General features: G+C 39.0%; 21 protein-coding genes, 1 tRNA gene, 1 riboswitch and 1 other annotated feature. Of the genes, 21 read left to right on the top strand and 1 reads right to left on the bottom strand.

Annotated elements, in window-relative coordinates; genetic code table 11:
- The first annotated feature begins 26 nt into the window (after nucleotides 1-26).
- Nucleotides 27-207: riboswitch (Lysine riboswitch) on the top strand.
- Between the two features lie 115 nt (nucleotides 208-322).
- Nucleotides 323-1,552 (top strand): aspartate kinase, encoded by a 1,230-nt coding sequence (locus MKX65_RS17700; RefSeq protein WP_160546681.1) that lies wholly within the window; start codon nucleotides 323-325, stop codon nucleotides 1,550-1,552.
- A gap of 69 nt (nucleotides 1,553-1,621) precedes the next feature.
- On the opposite strand, the gene MKX65_RS17695 is transcribed toward MKX65_RS17700, so the two are convergent.
- Entirely contained in the window at nucleotides 1,622-2,074 is a 453-nt protein-coding gene (locus MKX65_RS17695) for a YslB family protein (protein WP_340904826.1), read from the bottom strand.
- 327 nt (nucleotides 2,075-2,401) lie between these two features.
- On the opposite strand from MKX65_RS17695, the gene MKX65_RS17690 reads away from it, so the two are divergent.
- The 20 genes from MKX65_RS17690 (at nucleotide 2,402) to ilvN (ending at nucleotide 21,354) form a co-directional block, all read left to right on the top strand.
- Nucleotides 2,402-3,010: a succinate dehydrogenase cytochrome b558 subunit gene (locus tag MKX65_RS17690; protein ID WP_340904825.1), complete on the top strand. Its 609-nt coding sequence runs from the start codon at nucleotides 2,402-2,404 to the stop codon at nucleotides 3,008-3,010.
- A 69-nt stretch (nucleotides 3,011-3,079) separates the two neighbouring features.
- Complete coding sequence (sdhA, locus tag MKX65_RS17685) at nucleotides 3,080-4,840, top strand: succinate dehydrogenase flavoprotein subunit (RefSeq protein WP_340904824.1); 1,761 nt, start codon at nucleotides 3,080-3,082, stop codon at nucleotides 4,838-4,840.
- Nucleotides 4,841-4,842: 2 nt separating this feature from the next.
- Nucleotides 4,843-5,604, top strand: coding sequence for a succinate dehydrogenase iron-sulfur subunit (gene sdhB, locus MKX65_RS17680; RefSeq protein WP_160546684.1), 762 nt, complete (start codon nucleotides 4,843-4,845; stop codon nucleotides 5,602-5,604).
- Between the two features lie 119 nt (nucleotides 5,605-5,723).
- The gene (locus MKX65_RS17675; protein ID WP_160546685.1) at nucleotides 5,724-6,188 is read left to right on the top strand and encodes an acyl-CoA thioesterase; all 465 of its coding nucleotides are present in this window, start codon (nucleotides 5,724-5,726) and stop codon (nucleotides 6,186-6,188) included.
- Nucleotides 6,189-6,324: 136 nt separating this feature from the next.
- A complete protein-coding gene (gerE, locus tag MKX65_RS17670) occupies nucleotides 6,325-6,549 on the top strand; it encodes a spore germination transcription factor GerE (protein ID WP_009796032.1) in 225 nt (74 codons plus the stop codon).
- Between the two features lie 178 nt (nucleotides 6,550-6,727).
- A complete protein-coding gene (locus MKX65_RS17665) occupies nucleotides 6,728-7,177 on the top strand; it encodes a MarR family winged helix-turn-helix transcriptional regulator (RefSeq protein ID WP_160546686.1) in 450 nt (149 codons plus the stop codon).
- Nucleotides 7,178-7,187: 10 nt separating this feature from the next.
- On the top strand, nucleotides 7,188-7,985 hold the full coding sequence (racE, locus tag MKX65_RS17660) for a glutamate racemase (RefSeq protein ID WP_160546687.1): 798 nt from the start codon (nucleotides 7,188-7,190) through the stop codon (nucleotides 7,983-7,985).
- Nucleotides 7,986-8,092: 107 nt separating this feature from the next.
- Nucleotides 8,093-9,163 carry a GerMN domain-containing protein gene (locus MKX65_RS17655; RefSeq protein ID WP_160546688.1) on the top strand — a complete coding sequence of 357 codons (1,071 nt, stop codon included), beginning with the start codon at nucleotides 8,093-8,095 and terminating at the stop codon, nucleotides 9,161-9,163.
- A 114-nt stretch (nucleotides 9,164-9,277) separates the two neighbouring features.
- Nucleotides 9,278-10,048, top strand: coding sequence for a ribonuclease PH (gene rph / locus MKX65_RS17650; RefSeq protein ID WP_340904808.1), 771 nt, complete (start codon nucleotides 9,278-9,280; stop codon nucleotides 10,046-10,048).
- On the top strand, nucleotides 10,045-10,647 hold the full coding sequence (locus MKX65_RS17645; RefSeq protein WP_160546689.1) for an XTP/dITP diphosphatase: 603 nt from the start codon (nucleotides 10,045-10,047) through the stop codon (nucleotides 10,645-10,647). Before rph ends, MKX65_RS17645 begins: the two co-directional genes overlap by 4 nt.
- Before the next feature lie 4 nt (nucleotides 10,648-10,651).
- Entirely contained in the window at nucleotides 10,652-11,167 is a 516-nt protein-coding gene (locus MKX65_RS17640) for a YfcE family phosphodiesterase (RefSeq protein ID WP_160546690.1), read from the top strand.
- A 126-nt stretch (nucleotides 11,168-11,293) separates the two neighbouring features.
- A tRNA-Arg gene (locus tag MKX65_RS17635) sits at nucleotides 11,294-11,370 on the top strand.
- 319 nt (nucleotides 11,371-11,689) lie between these two features.
- Nucleotides 11,690-12,667 carry an ABC transporter ATP-binding protein gene (locus tag MKX65_RS17630; RefSeq protein WP_340904807.1) on the top strand — a complete coding sequence of 326 codons (978 nt, stop codon included), beginning with the start codon at nucleotides 11,690-11,692 and terminating at the stop codon, nucleotides 12,665-12,667.
- 8 nt (nucleotides 12,668-12,675) lie between these two features.
- Nucleotides 12,676-13,692 (top strand): ABC transporter ATP-binding protein, encoded by a 1,017-nt coding sequence (locus MKX65_RS17625; RefSeq protein WP_340904805.1) that lies wholly within the window; start codon nucleotides 12,676-12,678, stop codon nucleotides 13,690-13,692.
- A gap of 93 nt (nucleotides 13,693-13,785) precedes the next feature.
- A complete protein-coding gene (locus MKX65_RS17620) occupies nucleotides 13,786-15,546 on the top strand; it encodes an ABC transporter substrate-binding protein (RefSeq protein WP_160546693.1) in 1,761 nt (586 codons plus the stop codon).
- 79 nt (nucleotides 15,547-15,625) lie between these two features.
- Nucleotides 15,626-16,591 (top strand): ABC transporter permease, encoded by a 966-nt coding sequence (locus MKX65_RS17615; RefSeq protein ID WP_340904804.1) that lies wholly within the window; start codon nucleotides 15,626-15,628, stop codon nucleotides 16,589-16,591.
- Nucleotides 16,592-16,601: 10 nt separating this feature from the next.
- Nucleotides 16,602-17,519 carry an oligopeptide ABC transporter permease gene (opp4C, locus tag MKX65_RS17610; protein WP_340904803.1) on the top strand — a complete coding sequence of 306 codons (918 nt, stop codon included), beginning with the start codon at nucleotides 16,602-16,604 and terminating at the stop codon, nucleotides 17,517-17,519.
- Between the two features lie 346 nt (nucleotides 17,520-17,865).
- Nucleotides 17,866-18,771, top strand: a complete 906-nt coding sequence (ilvE, locus tag MKX65_RS17605; RefSeq protein ID WP_340904802.1) for a branched-chain-amino-acid transaminase — start codon at nucleotides 17,866-17,868, stop codon at nucleotides 18,769-18,771.
- An 8-nt stretch (nucleotides 18,772-18,779) separates the two neighbouring features.
- Nucleotides 18,780-19,025, top strand: a binding site (T-box leader).
- A gap of 98 nt (nucleotides 19,026-19,123) precedes the next feature.
- Nucleotides 19,124-20,839: an acetolactate synthase large subunit gene (gene ilvB, locus MKX65_RS17600; RefSeq protein WP_340904801.1), complete on the top strand. Its 1,716-nt coding sequence runs from the start codon at nucleotides 19,124-19,126 to the stop codon at nucleotides 20,837-20,839.
- Complete coding sequence (ilvN, locus tag MKX65_RS17595; RefSeq protein WP_160546696.1) at nucleotides 20,836-21,354, top strand: acetolactate synthase small subunit; 519 nt, start codon at nucleotides 20,836-20,838, stop codon at nucleotides 21,352-21,354. Before ilvB ends, ilvN begins: the two co-directional genes overlap by 4 nt.
- Nucleotides 21,355-21,376: the final 22 nt, after the last annotated feature.

The raw sequence follows: 21,376 nt of genomic DNA, 5'->3' as shown, positions 1-21,376 counted from the left end.
ATTTTATATTAATCACTTAATTATTAAGTGAAGGTAGAGGTGCGAGCACCATTAGTACCAGCTTTGAGAATACTGAGATTCAATGAAAAGCTGTGAAAGGGGATGTTCGCCGAAGTGGATAGGTCTCTGAATTGCCATATCTGCTGGTCCTGTGTTGAATAAATACTGGATTGTCAAGACGGTATGTCTTGGAGAGCTATCTCACTGTGTATAAGTCCGTATTTATGTACGTGCATTCACGCAGCCATGAGATATCTCTCATGGCTTTTTTGTATTTTCAAAAAAAGCCCATGAAAGAGATGAAAAGAAAGTAGGGGAAAATATGGGATTGGTTGTCCAAAAGTTTGGTGGTACTTCGGTAGGAAATGTAGATCGTATTAAGCATGTGGCCGATCGAGTAATTGAAGAAAAGTTGAGAGGGAACGATGTAGTGGTGGTTGTGTCTGCCATGGGAAAAACAACAGACGAATTAGTGGGTCTAGCCAATCAAATCTCAAGTCGTCCAAATAAACGTGAAATGGATATGCTTCTTACAACAGGTGAGCAAGTGACTATTGCATTACTCTCAATGGTGTTAATAGAAAAAGGCTATGAAGCAATCTCCTTTACAGGTTGGCAAGCGGGAATTGAGACGGAGGCAGTTCATGGAAATGCTAGGATTTTACACATTAATACAAGTAAAATCCAAACAGAGCTACATAAAGGGAAAATAGTTGTGGTTGCAGGATTTCAAGGAATTGCGATTGACGGAGCGGTGTCAACTTTAGGTAGAGGGGGATCCGATACAACTGCAGTGGCATTAGCAGCCGCATTGAAAGCTGATAAATGTGATATTTATACCGATGTAACAGGAGTATTTACAACAGATCCACGTTATGTAAAAGAGGCAAGAAAGCTTAAGTCAGTTTCTTATGATGAAATGTTAGAGTTAGCTAACTTAGGTGCGGGAGTGTTACATCCAAGGGCCGTTGAATATGCAAAAAATTACGCAGTCCCACTTGAAGTAAGGTCAAGTATGGAGCGAGAAAATGGAACGATAATTGAGGAGGAAGTATCAATGGAACAAAGTTTAGTTGTACGTGGGGTTGCCTTTGAAGATGAAATTACGAGAGTGAGTGTGTTAGGACTTCCAAATGGATTAACCAATCTGTCAACCATTTTCAGCATTTTAGCAAAGAATCATTTAAACGTTGATATCATCATTCAAAGTATGACGAATGAATCGACGACAAATTTATCTTTTTCTATTAAAAGCTCTGATTTGGAAGAAACGATGGCAGTTTTACAGTCTCATAAAAGTGAGTTGCAATATGAAGGTATTGAAGCAGAGCCAAACCTTGCAAAAGTGTCCATTGTTGGTTCAGGGATGATCTCTAATCCTGGGGTTGCAGCAGAAATGTTTGAAGTGTTAGCCGCAGGGGGAATTCAGGTAAAGATGGTGAGTACCTCTGAAATTAAGGTCTCTACAGTGATAGAGGAAGCACAGATGCTGAAAGCAGTTGAAGCTCTTCATGAAGCATTTGAGTTGTCTGGAAAGTCTGTTAAGGCATAAACCAACGACTTGAAGAAAAAAGGTCAAACTAAAAAGCTTTCATAAAAAAATATGAAAGCTTTTTATGTATTAATCAATTGAATCCTTTTTATCCCAACGCACGGTGAAGGAAACCGTAGCAAGCTTTTTCTTGGGGTGTTCATACGCTTCAGCAATCACTTGTTTTTGCGTTTCCATTTGTTGTGCTAAGAATCCCGCTTCCAACTGGAAGTGACATTCTGGATTCTCTTTAAAGCGATTTCTGATTAGGTCACTCGATAATTCAAATTCAAGTTCATTCTTTTTTTCAGTTTTAATTTGTAGTGTGCCCCAACCTGCCTGTTGGAAAAAAGCAATGATATCTTCGACCGACTGCAAAGGGTACTTTCTGGCTAAAGCCTTACCTGCCCAGTATAAAATAGAAGCCGTTTCTCTTCCTAGAATGTCTGGAATAAGTACTTCTCTTAGCAACTCATACCCAAAGGATGGAACAAGTGCAGGATCTGTGGCCGAAATAGGTTGTTCTAATTTCAATTCACTCAAAGCATGTCCCCCACTTTCTATTATTCTATTATATACATTTTCCGGGGAAATACGCATGAAAACAAAAAAAACTGATTTTAAAAATTTTTCACGTTAATTATTATACCAATATAAGAGGTGGCTCTATAAAATGTTTATACATAGGTGTTTGGAGTAATATCAATATATTAAAAATATTTCGTATTTAAGGTGCATTTTATGTATCCGTTTTCTTGACGCTCTTTCATGTTGGGAGTAAAATGAACATGTCACATAATTGTAAAAATTATTGTAAAAAAAACGGATACTATCTAATCATTCCGTTTAATTTTTAGGGGGGTAAAGTTCATGGCAGGAAACCGAGAGTTTTTTTATCGAAGATTACACTCGCTGCTTGGAGTCATTCCAGTTGGTCTATTTCTTGTGCAGCACCTTGTAGTCAATCATTTCGCAACTGGGGGGGAAGAATCATTTAACAAAGCGTCTCACTTTATGGAGGGTTTGCCGTTTCGATATGTATTAGAAACGTTCGTGATTTTTCTACCTTTATTATTCCACGCAATTTATGGGCTTTATATTGCGTTTACAGCAAAAAATAATACTAGTAATTATGGCTTTTTCCGCAATTGGATGTTCATGCTTCAGCGTATATCTGGAGTAGTAACTCTAGTATTCGTAACATGGCATGTGTGGGAAACTAGAATTGCAGCAGCATTTGGTGCAGAGGTTAACTTCGATATGATGGAAAGCATTCTTTCAAATCCATTCATGCTATGGTTCTACATCATCGGTGTGATTTCAACCACTTTCCACTTTGCAAATGGACTATGGTCGTTCTTTGTAAGTTGGGGAATTACGGTTACACCACGTTCTCAACTTATTTCTACTTATGTTACATTAGGGGTTTTTATCGCCTTATCAATAGTTGGTGTGCGCGCTATTATCGCATTCATATAATTTAATAGGATCTAATTCTCATAGAAACGAACGGGATATACATTGATATTAGTTAGGGAGTGACTCACGATGGGTAAAGGAAAGGTGATCGTAGTCGGCGGCGGTCTAGCTGGCTTAATGGCAACAATTAAAGTTGCAGAAGCAGGGAGTCCGGTCGAATTATTTTCATTAGTTCCAGTAAAACGTTCGCACTCTGTTTGTGCCCAAGGTGGTATTAACGGAGCTGTAAATACAAAAGGTGAAGGTGACTCTCCATGGGAGCACTTTGATGATACAGTATATGGCGGTGACTTCTTAGCGAATCAACCACCAGTTAAAGCGATGACAGAAGCAGCACCAGGAATTATCCATTTGCTTGATCGTATGGGTGTTATGTTCAACCGTACACCAGAAGGGCTTTTAGACTTCCGTCGTTTTGGTGGAACACAGCATCACCGTACCGCTTTTGCTGGTGCAACAACAGGACAACAGCTTTTATATGCATTAGATGAGCAAGTACGTCGCCACGAAGTAGCTGGTTTAGTTACAAAATATGAAGGCTGGGAATTTCTTGGGTCAGTAATTGATGATGAAGGGGTTTGCCGTGGGATCGTTGCTCAGAACCTCACATCAATGGAAATTAAGTCATTTGCAGCAGATGCTGTTATTTTAGCTACTGGTGGGCCTGGGATTATCTTTGGTAAGTCAACAAACTCAGTGATAAATACAGGCTCTGCAGCGTCTATTGCATACCAACAAGGTGTGTACTATGCAAATGGAGAATTCATTCAAATTCATCCAACAGCGATTCCTGGGGATGATAAATTGAGACTTATGAGTGAGTCTGCTCGTGGGGAAGGTGGACGAGTATGGACGTACAAGGATGGAAAGCCTTGGTATTTCTTAGAAGAAAAGTATCCAGCATACGGAAATCTTGTACCGCGTGATATTGCTACTCGCGAAATCTTTCACGTCTGTGTTGACTTGAAGCTTGGTATTAATGGGGAAAACATGGTTTATCTGGATCTTTCTCACAAAGATCCAAAAGAACTGGACATTAAGCTCGGTGGTATTATCGAAATCTATGAAAAGTTTATGGGTGACGACCCACGAAAAGTTCCTATGAAGATCTTCCCTGCGGTTCACTATTCCATGGGCGGTCTTTGGGTAGATTATGATCAAATGACAAATATTCCTGGGTTATTTGCTGCTGGAGAGTGTGATTATTCTCAGCATGGAGCGAATCGCCTTGGGGCGAACTCCTTATTATCAGCTATTTATGGAGGAATGGTAGCCGGTCCGAAGGCGCTCGATTATATTAGTGGTTTAAATAAAACGGTTGATTCAATTTCTTCCTCCGTCTTTGATCGTTTTGTAAAAGACGAAGAACAAAAGTGGAATAAGATCATGACTTTAGATGGTAATGAAAATGCTTATGTTCTTCATAAAGAGCTTGGTGAGTGGATGACAGACAATGTAACCGTTGTTCGCCACAACGATAAACTATTAAAAACAGACGAAAAAATTGTAGAACTACTAGAGCGCTATGAAAAAATTAATATTAACGATACAGCTAAGTGGAGCAACCAAGGAGCTATTTTTACACGTCAGCTTCAAAATATGCTTCAGCTAGCAAGAGTAATTACGATCGGTGCATACAACCGTAACGAAAGTCGTGGTGCCCACTATAAACCGGAATTCCCAGAGCGTAACGATGAGGAATTCTTAAAGACAACCATGGCTAAATTTGTGGACGCGAAATCAGCACCACAATTCCATTATGAAGAGGTTGACACTGGATTAATTGCTCCACGAAAGAGAGACTACTCTAAGAAGAAAGGGGATAACTAAACATGTCTGAAAAAAGAACAGTCGTTTTTAAGATTACAAGACAGGATAGTCCTGACACAGCCCCTTATGAAGAAGAATTCGAGTTAGACTATCGTCCAAATATGAATGTTATTTCTGCTTTAATGGAAATTCGTAGAAACCCAGTAAATAAGCAAGGGAAGCAGACCACTCCAATCACTTGGGATATGAACTGTTTAGAGGAAGTTTGTGGTGCTTGTTCCATGGTGATTAATGGAAAGCCAAGGCAATCATGTACTGCTCTAATTGATCAGTTAGAACAACCGATTCGTTTAGAGCCAATGAGAACTTTCCCTGTTGTTCGTGATTTACAAGTTGACCGCAGTCGTATGTTTGATTCTTTAAAGAAAGTGAAAGCTTGGATTCCGATCGATGGCACATATGATCTGGGACCTGGACCGCGTATGCCAGAAAGAAAACGACAATGGGCGTACGAGCTATCCAAATGTATGACCTGTGGTGTTTGTTTGGAGGCATGTCCGAACGTAAACAGCAAATCAAATTTCATCGGTCCTGCTCCTCTATCCCAAGTTCGATTATTTAATGCTCATCCTACGGGTGAGATGAATCGAGCAGAGCGTCTGGATGCAATCATGGGTGATGGTGGGCTCGCGAATTGTGGAAACTCACAGAACTGTGTTCAGTCCTGTCCAAAGGGTATTCCTTTAACAACATCTATTGCTGCTTTAAATAGAGATACTACGTTCCAAGCTTTTAAAAACTTCTTTGGAAGCGATCAAGTTTAAGAACAGTTACCTTTAACCCCTTTGTATATCAAAGGGGTTTTTCAATTGTCAAAAGATATAGCCCCTTGTATAATCAAAGAATGAACATTCATTCATTTTTGGTATATAAGGAGGATTATATGAAAAAGGTAAGCTATATCCACGATTTTGAAACTTGGGAACAAGGTTTCACCTATTCTAATAAAATAAAAGTTCGATTTTCAGAGACTGATATGTTTGGACATATGAACAATACGGTTCCATTTGCATATTTTGAAGAATCACGCATTGGGTTTTTTAAACATATTGGTCTTATGCAGGATTGGGTGCAAAAAGAAAGTACGACGATCCCAATTGTTGCTGACCTACAGTGTGATTTTCTTAATCAGGTTTTTTTTGACGATATTCTTGTTATTTTTGTGAAAATCGAATCGGTTGGGAACACATCTATTGACCTTCATTACTTGGGAAAGAAGCAAAACGGAGATGTATGTTTTGTAGGAAGAGGAACGATGGTGCAAATGTGTAAACGCACTGGAAAGGGAGTTCCTTGGACTGAAGTAACGAGGGATCGTTTTAAACAATCAAACAAAATTCTATCATAGTATTTTCTTAAAAATAAAAATGCTTTCTTTCAAGAATTATAGTCACTACAAACACCTGATCTACATAAGATATGGTGACTAAATATATACCCATCCCGCTGTTCATAGCTGGCGAAGGCAAGGAGGGTTACAATACTTGAAGGAGAATGAATATACTCACAAGCCGTTACTCACCAAACGTGAAAGAGAAGTGTTCGAACTGTTGGTACAAGACAAAACAACAAAAGAGATCGCGGGAGAACTTTTCATAAGTGAAAAAACGGTTCGTAACCACATTTCGAATGCCATGCAAAAGCTTGGTGTTAAGGGGCGATCACAAGCTGTTGTAGAGCTCCTTCGAATGGGAGAGCTAGAACTATAATTCTAGACCGGCTTTCATCATGGAAGCCGGTTTACGATTGTCTCCAAATACATTCATAACATACATTTCTATACTTCCTTCTTGAATTTTAGTGAGAAAAAGGTGAAAATAGTTTAAAAGGCTAGATATGATTATTATATAGTCATGATCTGAACTCTCAAATAGGGGTTGTGTATTTATGAAAGTAGAAGAATCAAAAGAGATAGAGATTTTTGCTGATATTGAAAAAGATTTGCGTTATATTGCTGGAATTATCAAGCAAAAGGGTAGAGAAATTTTAAGTAACTATACCATTACTCCACCTCAGTTTGTCGCTCTTCAGTGGTTATTTGAAGAAGGAGATATGACGATTGGTGAACTTTCAAATAAAATGTTTCTTGCGTGTAGCACGACAACAGACCTAGTTGACAGAATGGAAAAAAACAAACTGGTTATGCGTGTAAAGGATCCGAATGATCGCCGTGTAGTTCGTATTCACCTTTTAGAAGAAGGAGAACGAATTATTGACGAAGTGATAAAGAAGAGACAGGTATATTTGCAGGAGGTTTTAGTTAACTTTTCTACCGAAGAAGTGATTCTCCTAAAAAATAACTTAATGAAATTACATCAAGAAATGAAAGAAGAATGAGGCGAGATGTTTGAATCAACCGATCGGAGTAATTGACTCTGGGGTTGGCGGATTAACTGTTGCGAAGGAAATTATGCGCCAACTGCCAAATGAGCAAATCCTCTATGTAGGAGACACTGCAAGATGCCCGTACGGCCCGAGAAGCGGTGAAGAGGTAAAGAAATTCACATGGCAAATGACAAATTTCTTAGTAAATAAGGGAATTAAGATGTTAGTAATTGCATGTAACACTGCAACAGCCGTTGCCTTAGAGGAAATTCAAAATGAGCTTTCCATTCCTGTTATAGGTGTCATTTACCCAGGTGCTAGAACGGCTATCAAGGTAACAAAAAACCATCAAATTGGGGTCATTGGTACGGTTGGAACGATTAAGAGCAATGCATATGAGATGGCCTTGAAATCGATCAATAAGAAATCTAGGGTTACTAGTCTTGCTTGTCCGAAGTTTGTTCCTCTCGTTGAAAGTGGAGAAGTAGATGGACCCATTGTGAAAAAAGTGGTAGCCGAGACGCTTGCGCCAATAAAAAATAGGGGCCTCGATACACTTATTTTAGGCTGCACACACTATCCATTGCTTGAAAAGATCATAAAGAAAACGATGGGTCCTACTGTGTCTGTTATTAGCTCTGGTGAGGAAACAGCACGTGAGGTAAGTACCATTCTTTTTTATAATGGGTGGCTAGCGCTGAATAAGGACGAGCCCCAGCATCAGTTTTTTACGACCGGATCAAAGCCAATTTTTCAACGAATCGCTACTAGCTGGTTACATGCAGGTGAATTGAGTGTAGAAACCATTAAACTATCTTAATGGAAGTCTCCAATTTGGAGGCTTTTTTTTATTTTTTTCTAGTAATCGGTCTATTTTTTTAAATGGCTCGTATACATGTAGTACAAACTGTCTTGGAGGGATTATGGATGTCAAAGCATAAAAGTACGAAAATTGTATCAGCAGTCATTGTTTCGTCCGTTTTATTATCTGGATGTGGTTTATTAGGAGGAGAAAAAAAAGAACAAATCGATCCTCCAAAAACAGTCACATATACAGAAGATAATGGAACAGCAACAGTAGTAGAAACGGCTGCTTCAGAAAAGAATGGTGAAGAAGTTGCAGAAAAAGGCGTTATGACCGAATTATATTTAGTAGATAAAAATGGCTATGTTGTACCACAATCCATTGATCTTCCGAAAACGGAGTCAGTGGCTAAGCAGGCTGTAGAGTATCTAGTGCAAAATGGTCCAGTTACAGAAATGTTACCTAATGGATTTGCAGCGGTTATTCCAGCTGATACTGCAGTATCTGTGGATATAAAGGAAAAAGTAGCAACTGTAAATTTCTCCAAAGAATTTAAAAATTATAAGCCAGAAGACGAAATGAAAATTGTTCAATCCATTACTTGGACGTTAACTCAATTTGATTCTATTGATAAAGTAAAATTAAAAATGAATGGGCATGAACTAACTGAGATGCCAGTGGGTGGCATGGCGCTATCAAAGAGTGGTTTAACAAGGGATAGCGGTATTAACATGGATACTTCAGAAGTTGTTGATATTACTAATACTAGAGCACTAACTGTGTATTACCTTGGTGGAGAAGAGGGTTCATACTACTACGTACCAGTTACGAAGCGAATTAGTAATGAGGAAAGCGATAATATTAGTGCGGTAGTAGAAGAACTTGCTAAAGGACCGGCTTATTCATCTAATTTGTTAAGTGAGTTTGTTTCTGATGTTGCGCTCTTGGATAAGCCAGTTGTGGAAGATGGAAAAGTAACATTAAACTTTAATGAATCAATTTTTAATAAAGCGGAAGATAAAATTGTTTCTAAACATATTTTAAATTCCCTCGTACTTTCTTTAACGGAACAGAAAGGAATTGAAAGCGTAGCTGTAACGGTGAATGGAAAAGCAGAACTTGTAAATGATAAGGGAGAAAAGCTTTCCGAGCCTGTAACTCGTCCAGAAAATGTGAATACAGGTAGTTTTTAATAAATTGTTTTTTGATATACTATATAATAACCAAGTTGAGGAGGCCGGTTATCCGCCTCTTCTTTATTTGGATTTCTACGAATTTAAAGTGAGTCTTTTAAAGGAGGAAATATAGTGAGGACTGATGGTCGTCAGGCATCTGAGATACGCCCTATACATATTGATACTGAATATCTTATTCATCCAGAAGGGTCCGTACTAATTACTGTTGGTGATACGAAGGTAATATGTACGGCTAGTATAGAGGAGCGGGTCCCTCCTTTTATGAGAGGAGAAGGAAAAGGCTGGATTACGGCTGAGTATTCCATGCTGCCAAGGGCTACACAAACAAGAAATATCCGTGAGTCATCAAAAGGTAAGGTTTCAGGAAGAACAATGGAAATTCAGAGGCTCATTGGAAGAGCGCTAAGAGCAGTCGTTGATCTTGAAGCCATTGGTGAAAGAACCGTATGGATTGACTGTGATGTTATCCAGGCAGACGGTGGAACGAGAACAGCTTCGATAACAGGAGCGTTTGTTGCAATGGCACACGCCTTGAATAAATTGCATAAAGATAGAAAACTTTCAAAGTATCCAGTGGTTGATTTCCTAGCTGCTACGAGTGTTGGTATACTTGAAAACAAAGAAGTTGTACTTGATCTTAATTATATCGAAGACTCTGCGGCGCAAGTTGATATGAATGTTGTTATGACAGGGAATGGTGAATTTGTTGAGCTCCAAGGAACGGGTGAGGAATCTACATTCTCTTACAATGAACTTCAGGATTTGTTGAAAATTGCTCAAAGTGGAATTACAGAGTTATTCGAAGCACAAAAGAGCGTGCTAGGAGAAGCGGTTGTTAAGAAAATTGAGGAAGCAAGGGTTAAAAAAGGTGCGAAGAAATGAAAGAAGTAATCATAGCAACAAAGAATAGTGGAAAGGCCAAAGAGTTCGTAAGGATGTTTGAGCCTCACGGGTTTCAAGTGAAAACACTCCTTGATTATGAGGAGATTGAGGATATAGAAGAGAACGGAACGACCTTTGAGGAGAATGCCATAATAAAGGCAGAAACGGTGTCAAAGCAATTGAATCGAGCCGTTATTGCTGATGATTCAGGTCTAGTGATTGATGCACTTGACGGGAAACCAGGTGTTTACTCTGCTCGGTATGCAGGAGAACAGAAAAGCGATGAAGACAATATGACGAAAGTGTTAAGGGAATTAAATGGAGTTGAACCCTCAAAGCGTACGGCGCGTTTTTATTGTGCCTTAGCACTTGCTGTTCCCGGTCAAGACACGGTCACTGTACATGGTACTTGTGAGGGCGTGATTTTAGATGAGAAGCGGGGGACTCATGGCTTTGGGTATGACCCTATATTTTTTGTGAAAGAAAAAAATAAAGCGATGGCAGAGCTTTTACCTGAGGAAAAAAGTAAGATAAGCCATCGTGCTGTAGCTTTGAGTCATTTAGCAAAGCTACTACCAGAAGTGTTTAAGGGAGAGTAGTCCAATGTCAAAGGTGCTTATTGTAAGTGATAGTCACGGTTTAACGGAAGAATTGAATGAATTAAAGAAGCGTCATCAAGATGTTGAAAAATTTATTCATTGTGGTGATTCAGAGCTTTCAAAAAATGATGAGGCCATTGACCAATTTATTGTAGTTAGGGGAAATTGTGATTACGAGTCTCTATTTCATAATGATGAGGTTATTGATTTTCAAGGAACAAAATTTCTAGTGACCCATGGCCATTTATATAATGTGAAATCAACATTAATGAACTTAAAATATAAAGCAGAAGAAGTGAATGCTAATATCGTTTGCTTTGGTCATTCTCATCTATTAGGAATTGAAAAAATCGGTAACATTTTGTTTTTAAATCCTGGTAGCTTGAGGCTTCCTAGAGGCCGCGATGAGAGGACGTATGTGGTTCTAAACTTTACAGAACAAATAGTCGATTTACATGTGTATGATTTTGATCAGGGAGAAATAGTACAACTTCGACAAAGCTTTCAACTTCACATATAATCACTTTCATCATATACTATTCGAAGGAGAGAAATCTCCTTTGAATAGTGAAATAATAATTTTGATTTTAAGTGTTGACTTTTGATAATAAGCCTACTATAATAAAAAATGTCCTAAAGAAAACATGTCCCAGTAGCTCAGCCGGATAGAGCATACGCCTTCTAAGCGTACGGTCGGGAGTTCGAATCTCTCCTGGGACGCCATTTACACACCAATAAATACATATTACGCTATAGAAAGTGACGACGTCATTTTTATAGCGTTTTTTTCTATTTTTATATAATTTTAATTGCCAATAATTTTTGATAAGAAGACAGTTCCTATGTAAGGAATTGTCTTTTTTTATGTAAAGCTTTGATGTACTGAAGTGAATCTTTTGTCAGAAAATATCACAATATTTCTAACAATTGTTACTAATTTTAACATTCTATATATTGAAAAAATTTATACATAATAGTATACTTTCTTTCAAGAAGGACGGATACTCAGTCTATTTTTTTAAGGCAAGCGGGGGGTGTGTTGATGTCAGACGTGAAATTGTTGGAGGTCAGTGGATTAAAAACTTATTTTCATTTAGAAAATAAAGCAGTTGCAAGAGCTGTTGATGGAGTAGATTTTTATATCAGGCCTGGAGAAACGGTTGCTCTCGTTGGGGAATCAGGGAGTGGAAAGAGTATTACATCCCTCTCCATTATGAAGTTAATCAATAAGCCGGGAAAAATTGAAGATGGTCGAATTTCTTTCGGCGGTAAGGATCTAGTTGGTCTTAACGATAAGCAAATGACCAATGTTCGTGGAAAAGAAATCGGTATGATCTTTCAGGAACCGATGACCGCCCTAAATCCAGTTTTTACGATTGGAAATCAAATTATTGAGACTCTGATTCGCCATAAAAAAATGACCAAAAATGAAGCGAGGCTTAGAGCAATTGAGCTTCTAAAGGTCGTTGGTTTTCCGCGTGCTGAGGAAACGATGAAGGAATATCCACATCAACTTTCGGGTGGAATGCGTCAGCGTGCTATGATTGCCATTGCTATTTCTTGTGATCCGAAGCTATTAATAGCTGATGAGCCGACAACTGCTCTAGATGTTACCATTCAAGCTCAAATTTTAGACTTAATGGATGAAATGAAAAAGAAATTTAACATGGCTGTATTGTTAATCACACATGATTTAGGCGTAGTGGCTGAATATGCAGACCGTATCATGGTGATGTATGGCGGCCAAATAGTTGAAGAAACAACAATTGAAAAACTGTTCCTGACACCAAAACATCCGTATACTATGGGGCTACTTGCCAGTTTGCCAAGTTTAGAGAAGGAAGTTGATCGACTTGGCGCAATTAAAGGCACTGTTCCTCCTGCGCATCGTTTTCCTGTTGGCTGTAGGTTCTCGGATCGCTGTCCAAAAGTGATGAGCAAATGTCGTGATAAAAACCCGTCTCTATATGAAACGGATGCAGAAGAAAGTCATCGCGTCCGATGTTACCTGTATGAATAAGGGGGAGTATGAAATTGGCAGTCATCGAAAACGAAACAAGGATACATACAGATCAAGATTACATACTTCAGGCGAAAAATATTAAAAAGTACTTTCCCATCAAGGGTGGAATCCTTAAACATACAATTGGACATGTCAAAGCAGTTGATGACGTTAGTCTTAGTGTGTTAAGGGGAGAAACACTAGGAATCGTTGGCGAGTCAGGCTCTGGAAAATCAACACTTGGAAGAGTTTTGCTTCGCTTAATGGATCCGACTGAGGGACAAATCGTTTTTGAGGATCAAGATATAACAAAAATGAGATACCGGAAGCTTCGACCCATTCGGAGAGATATGCAAATTGTTTTCCAAGATCCCTTCGCCTCGTTAAATCCAAAGATGAGCGTGTCCGAATTGATTGAAGAACCGTTAATTGTTCAAACGAACTTAACAAAAGCAGAACGGAAAGAAAAGACAATCACTCTTTTAGAAAAGGTGGGTCTTCGATCGGAGGATCGATTTAAGTATCCACATGAATTTTCTGGTGGACAACGACAGCGTATAAGCATTGCAAGAGCACTAACCTTGAATCCGAAATTTGTTATCTGTGACGAGCCAGTCTCTGCTTTGGACGTTTCGATACAAGCCCAGGTACTAAACTTGATGGCCGACTTACAGGATGAATTTAACTTAACTTATTTATTTATCGCCCATGACTTAAGCGTTGTAAAACACATTAGCGACAGAGTGGCAGTTATGTACTTAGGTCGCATTGCGGAAATAGCGCCGAAGAAGAACCTCTACGAAACTCCATTACATCCATACACACAAGCACTTCTATCAGCAGTTCCATCCACAGACATACTACACAAAAAGGAAAAAATCATATTAAAAGGGGACTTACCAAGTCCATCAAATCCACCGTCAGGCTGTACGTTTCGTACTCGTTGTCCGATGGTTCATGAGAAATGCTCTGAGGTGCGTCCCGAGCTTACAGAGGTGGGAAATGGCCATCTAGTAGCCTGCCACCTTTATACAGGCAAATAAGTGCATTAGGTTATGCACTTAAGGAGGTGGTGCGTGCTTTTTAAATGGTTGATTTAGACAGGAATGTTAAAAATTATAAGAGGGGTGAATGGAATGAAGGCAAAGAAAAGTTGGTTGGTCATGCTGGTGCTTGCACTTGTTTTGGGTGTACTGGCAGCGTGCACAGGAAACAAAGAACCTGCTTCATCAGAGAATGAAGGATCGAGTGAAAAGGATCCGGTAACTGGAGGTACGGTAGTTGGGGCAATGGATACAGCTCCAACAGGTTTGTTTAACCCTATTTTTTACACGGAGGCCTATGAATCTAATATTTTATCATTTACACATGAAGGGCTGCTGACGCAAGATAAGAACCTTGATTTTATTCCTAACTTAGCGAAAGAGTGGACATTCAATGATGATCAAACGGAAGTAACTTTTAAATTAGATGAAAATGCAAAATGGCATGATGGGGAACCATTTACTGCTAACGACGTTGTATTTACTTATAAAACCATTGCGAGCCCGGGATATGTAGAAGCGGGCGGAGTTCGTACGCAATATGTTGAAAGATTGGTAGGTTATGAGGAGTTTTCAACAGGGAAAACAACCGATTTCCAAGGGGTTGTTGCTGTCGATGATCATACAGTTACGTTTAAGTTTGCTCAACCAAACGTGTTGGCGCTATCTGATGCTAGCTTTATGATTATTCCAGAACATATTTTCAAAGATATTCCTGTTGCGGAAATTCCGGAAGCTGGTGCTTCACGCAATCCTGGTGAAGTGATTGGTACTGGGCCATTCCAATTTAGTGAAATGGTGCAAGGGGAGCAATACGTACTTAAGAAATTTGCTGATTATTGGCAAGGAGAGCCTAAGCTTGATAGCGTCATTTGGAAAGTGGTTGACCAAGCTGTTATCTTAGGTTTACTTGAAAACGGTGAAATTGATTTTGTTGCCGATCCAAACGGTTTCCAAGCTGCTGACTATGAAACAGTGGATGCGCTTGAAAATGTTGAAATTGTTGAGCAACCTGACTTCGGTTACCAGACGATGGGGCTGATGCATAATCATCGTTCTAAGGAAGACTCAGAAGCTGGAACCATTAATCCAGCTAACTGGACAGTTAACGAAAAGCTTAAAGACCAAAAAGTCCGTCAAGCGATTGCGTATGCAATTAACCGACAAGGTTTAGTAGATGGTTTATTGTATGGACGTGGAATTGTTCAAAATTCACCAATTGCAACTCAATTCTGGGCTTATGACGATACAACACCAAATCAATATGAGTTTGACCCTGAAAAGGCAAAAGCTCTACTTGATGAGGCTGGTTACAAGGATGTAAACGGAGATGGTTTCCGTGAGGATCCTAACGGCAAGGAATGGGTGCTTAACTTAAATTATCCACTAGGAAACCAAATTCGTGAGCGTTCTGCTCCAATTATTGAAGAGTTCCTAGAAGAAGTGGGAATTAGCATTGACCTTCGACAGCCGAAGGAAGCGGCAGCCTACTTTGAAGATCTAGAAAAGAACAGCCAAGACTGGGATTTATACTTAATTGGTTGGAGCTTAGATAGTACAGATCCAGATCCAAGTGGATTATGGTCATCTATGGCAGGTTACAACTATTCTCGTTGGAATAATCCTGAAGCAGATCAATTGTTAAAGGATGCATTTACTCCTCCAGATGCATTTGAACAAGATTATCGTAAACAAAAGTATAGTGAGTGGCAAGTTGAGTTCGGTGAAGATCTACCAAGCGTGATCCTATATGCTGCCAATAGCTTATGGGCTCATAACAAACGTCTTCAAGGAATCGATGTACTTCCATACTCGTTCTTAAACGATACTCATCTCTGGCATGTAACGGAATAACAATTGTTGAATAGAGAAAAGAGTGATCGGTATTACGCCGCGCTCTTTTCTTATTCTGTAAGAATGGAGGGGGATTTCGGTGTATAAGTATATAATTCGAAGATTACTCATTTTTATCCCTATGCTCTTTGTACTAACTATCTTCGTGTTTGGTCTAATACAAGCTGCTCCTGGTGATCCAATTACCGGGAAAAATTTCGATCCAAATATTGATCCTGAGGTTTTTGAAAGGCAAAAAGAGGCCCTTGGACTGAATGACCCCATTCACGTCCAATATTGGAATTGGGTAACAAAAGTAATGCAGGGGGACTTCGGGGAATCATATATCTTTAAAGGTCGTGACGTTTCCGAATTGATCGGCGAAAGAATTGGAAATACATTTTACTTAGGTATTTTCACGCTTTTTATAACGATTATAGTTTCCATTCCGATTGGAATATACTCAGCAAAAAAGCCGTATTCTATCCTTGATTATGGTGCTACAACCTTTGGATTTTTTGGCTTAGCTGTACCCAATTTCTTTTTCGGCTTAGTTGCCATTTACGTTTTTTCTATTAAGCTGGGCTGGTTACCTTCACAAGGTTCTGTTTCAAGCCCAGGATTAACAGGCATTGAACTATTTCTTGATAAGCTGCAACATTTAATTTTACCAGGATTAACGCTAGGGTTAGCAGGGACAGCCTCTTACATGAGATTTATGCGCTCGGAAGTGCTTGATGTGTTAGCGAGTGATTACATTCGTACGGCTCGTGCAAAAGGAATGACTAACAGAAGTGTATTGTATAAACATACTTTACGTAATGCAATGATTCCGATTATTACTTTATTAGGTTTCGAAGTTGGGATACTACTTAGCGGTGCAGTTATCACTGAAGGGGTATTTCAGTATCCGGGAATTGGAACATTGTTCTTAAGTTCTATTGGGAATCGTGACTATCCTGTCATCATGGCCATAAATCTAATGCTAGGATTTTTCATTCTCCTCGGGAATTTATTAGCTGATATTTTCTACAGTATTGTTGACCCACGAATCCGCTACGATTGAGGTGAGTAATATGGAACTAAAACAGCAGGAAGCGATGGATACAAACATAGAGGTACCTATAAAACCAGATAAAGGAAATAGTCCTTTCCGAATCGCATTAAAACGATTCTTGAAAAATAAGCTTGCTGTCATCGGAGTCTTTGTGTTACTAGGAATCATTTTAGCTGTCACCTTTGCCCCATTGTTAACGGAGCACAGTCCTACAAAGTCTAACCTCTTATTAATTGAACGTCCCCCGAGTGAAGATCATCCACTAGGGAACGATAGTTCAGGGCGTGATAATCTATCAAGACTCCTGTATGGAGGAAGAATTTCACTTATTGTAGGTTTTTGTGCTATGATCTTTACTCTCATCATTGGAGTTACTCTTGGCTCTATTGCTGGGTATTATGGTGGTAAGATTGATGCAATTATCATGCGTGCAGCGGATATGATGCTAGTGTTACCTTTCCTTGTTCTTTGTTTAACCATTGTAGCCATATTGGAAAGAGTAAATGTTGGAATATTTGTAGCTATCATTGCGATCACTTCATGGCCAAACCTAACAAGAATTATTAGAGGTACATATTTATCTCTTCGAGAACAGGAATTTGTTCTAGGAGCAAAAGCGATTGGTGCAAGTGATTTTAGAATAATATTTAAACATTTTATTCCGAATGCAATTGGTCCAATTGTGGTTAATGCGACATTAATGATGGCCACATATATTATTATTGAATCGGGTCTTAGTTTTATTGGATTTGGGATTCCTCAGCCAACGCCGACATGGGGAAATATGATTTCTGAGGCCCAGAGTTTACGTATTTTACGGAATAGTCCGGAAGCGTGGATACCGCCAGGACTAGCCATTTTAACGACTGTTCTATGTATTAACTTTATAGGAGATGGTTTAAGAGACGCGTTTGATCCTAAAAGTAATAGAAGATGAAATAAAGAGCCAACTGAATCATTCGGTTGGCTTCTTTCATTTTTTTACTAGAGATGGAAAAAGAAACTTGAATATTTTTTTAAAAAATTTTAATTTTAGAAATTGTTATTATATCAACATTGTAAGCGGATACAACTAAAATGACTAATCTAAATTATCAAACAATTCGAAAAAATGGGGTTGACGAGTAAATGAAATGGGCGTAAGATAGTCCTCAAATATACAAATCATTTGTAATATTCAAAAGAAAAACAAAGGGTATAAAGAAGTTAATTTTCGAAAAAAATTTTTGTCATTATTTTATTCATTTAAAGCGGGTTAACTTTAATACAAAGAGGTGTATTTCGTGACTGAACAATGGATTTTTTTAAATGGCGAATATGTAACTAAAGAGAACGCCAAGATTTCAGTATACGATCATGGATTTCTATACGGAGACGGTATTTTTGAAGGAATTCGAGTCTACAGCGGTAACGTATTCCGAATGAAGGAACATATGGACCGACTGTACCGTTCAGCAAAGTCAATTATGCTGAATGTGCCATACTCACAAGATGAATTCACAGATATTATCGTCGCTACTGTTGAAAAAAATAAAATTGAAGATGCTTATATTCGCGTCGTAGTTTCTAGAGGTGTTGGTGACCTCGGACTCGATCCAAATAAATGTGCTAAGGCAAATGTAGTTGTTATAGTGGAACCACTTTCGATTTTCCCGAAAGAATTGTATGAAACAGGATTAGAGATTGTGACTGTTGCAACAAGAAGAAACAGACCTGATGTACTTAGTCCAAAAGTAAAATCTTTAAATTATTTAAATAATGTGCTAGTTAGAATTGAAGCACATCTGGCTGGAGTCAGTGAAGCATTAATGCTTAATGACCAAGGGTATGTTGCAGAAGGATCTGCTGATAATGTGTTCATTATTCGCGATGGTTGTTTCTTTACACCTCCAGGCTATATTGGAGCACTTGAAGGGATTACAAGAAACGCCGTTATCGATATAGTAAAAGAATTAGGCTATGAGCTTAAGGAAGAACCATTTACAAGACATGATGTTTACACAGCTGATGAAGTGTTTTTAACTGGAACAGCTGCAGAAGTCATTGCAGTAATAAAGGTAGATGGTAGAGTCATTGGCGATGGTACTCCGGGTGCACTTACGAAGGAATTACTAGTGAAGTTTAGAGAACGTGTCGTTTCTGAGGGTGTAAAAGTATACTCTAAGGAAGCAACTCCCCATGTAAGCTAAGTTAATAGTTAAAAGCGTTGATAAGGAAAAGTAGTTTCATGAAACAATCCTACAGAGAGCCGGGGTAGCTGGAAGCCGGTGGAAATGACATGAAATGAACTCACCTTTGAGCACTGTCTTGAAAATTTAGAGTAAAGGCAGTCGAGTGTCAGACACTCGTTATCAAAACGATCCAATAGTGATCATGAGCGCACGCATTTGCGTGAACAAGGGTGGTACCGTGGATAGGTTTCTCAAGCCTTTCCATCCCTTTAGCCTAGGGTGTAGTAGGCAAAGTAGGGGATGGGGAGGCTTTTTATAATGTTAATTTGTTAGATTATCTAACAAGAATTGAAATAGGGAGGGTCAACAAATGTTGCAAGAAACTGCCTTTACAAAAATGAAGGCTGAAAACGAACCGATTAGTGGTGCAGAGTTAATGCTTGAAGCACTAAAGAAGGAGCAAGTAGAGGTAATATTTGGATATCCTGGAGGGGCAGTTCTCCCAATTTACGATAAGCTCTATGATTCTAAGATTCTACACATACTCCCTCGCCATGAACAAGGTGGAATTCATGCAGCAGAAGGTTATTCTCGAGTAACTGGAAAACCGGGTGTTGTAATCGCAACATCAGGACCTGGTGCTACTAATATTATTACTGGATTAGCTGATGCGATGATGGACTCCTTACCTTTAGTTGTCTTTACAGGTCAGGTAGCAACAGGAGTGATCGGTACAGATGCATTCCAAGAGGCGGATATACTGGGAATTACGACTCCCATAACTAAATATAATTATCAGGTTCGTAGTATTGAAGATATTCCTAGAATTGTGAAAGAAGCATTCTACGTTGCCACAAGTGGACGCCCAGGACCAGTGTTAATCGATATTCCTAAAGATATTGCAGCTGGTACAGCCAATGTGCCTGAGGAGCAGGAAATCGATCTACCAGGTTATCAACCAACAGTTCAACCAAATTATCTTCAGATTAGAAAGCTAACAGAAGCGGTTAGTAGAGCGAAGAAGCCGGTAATTTTAGCTGGTGCAGGAATTCTCTTTGCTGAAGGTTACGAAGAGTTGAAGCAATACGCGGAACAACAAAATCTTCCGGTTGTGCACACTCTGTTAGGACTTGGTGGCTTTCCTGCTGAACATCCATTATTCGCTGGACTTGCGGGTATGCATGGGTGTTATACCGCAAATATGGCACTGTATGAGTGTGATTTACTCATCAATATTGGAGCTAGATTTGATGACCGCCTAACAGGAAACCTTCAACATTTTGCTCCAAACGCAACCGTTGCTCATATCGATATTGATCCTGCTGAAATCGGAAAAAATGTTCAGACTCATATCCCGGTTGTAGCGGATGCGAAAGAGGCGTTAAAGCAGCTAATCGCTCAAGAAGGAAAACCTCCGGTTCACCAGGAATGGTTGGACACGCTAAATGCTTGGAAAAAAGAGTATCCATACTTTTATAAGGAAGATGGTCGCTTAAAGCCACAAAAAGTAATGGAAATGCTTTATGAAAAAACAAAAGGTGAAGCAATTGTAGTAACAGACGTTGGTCAACACCAGATGTGGGCCGCACAATACTATAAGTTTTCAAAGGCAAACCGTTGGGTAACTTCAGGTGGACTTGGAACAATGGGCTTTGGATTACCTGCAAGTATCGGTGCACAATTAGCCTCACCAGATTCGATTGTGTTATCTATCTCAGGTGATGGTGGATTCCAAATGTGTACGCAAGAATTGGCTGTTATTAGAGAGCAAAATCTTCCTGTTAAAATTATCATCCTTAACAATTCTTCGTTAGGAATGGTAAGGCAGTGGCAAGAGATCTTCTATGAATCTCGTTTCTCACACAGTAAATTCTCTGGCCAACCTGATTTTGTAAAGTTGGCTGATGCTTTTGGAATTAAAGGGTATGTCATTGAAGATGTGGCACAGGCTGAAACCATTTTTAATGAAGTATTAACAAATAATGAGCCAGTACTTCTAGACATTCGCATTGATCCAGACGAAAATGTCTATCCAATGATCGCTCCTGGAAAAGGACATCATGAAATGGTAGGTGTGAAACCATGAAAAGAATTATAACTTTAACTGTAATGAATCGCCCTGGTGTGTTAAATCGTATTACTAATCTCTTTTCAAAAAGAAATTATAATATTGAAAGCATTTCAGTAGGTTATTCCGAACAGGAAGGAATATCTCGCATCACTTGTGTTGTTCATGTTGAAAATGATGGTGTGCTTGAACAAATAACGAAACAGTTAAATAAGCAGATCGACGTGATCAAGGTCATGGATATCACAGAGCAATCAATTGTCGCAAGGGAGCTAGCATTAATTAAAGTGGTATCAAACTCTTCGACGAGAAATGAGATTTATTCCTTAATACAGCCGTTTCGAGCATCAGTCATTGACGTAAGCAAGGATAGCTTGGTTATTCAGCTTACTGGTGAATCAGATAAAGTCGAAGCGTTTATCGAATTAATTAAGCCATATGGAATTAAAGAATTGGCAAGAACAGGGACAACCGCTTTCCTAAGAGGGACACAAAAACCTTCTCAAGCGATAAAACCATATTCAATCGTCTAACTAAAAAAAACTTACTAATGAG

This window comes from Robertmurraya sp. FSL R5-0851 (genome assembly GCF_038002965.1).
GTDB lineage: Bacteria > Bacillota > Bacilli > Bacillales > Cytobacillaceae > Robertmurraya_A > Robertmurraya_A beringensis.
The sequence above is the reverse complement of the archived record's forward strand: the minus strand, read 5'-3'. Positions and strand labels throughout refer to the sequence as shown.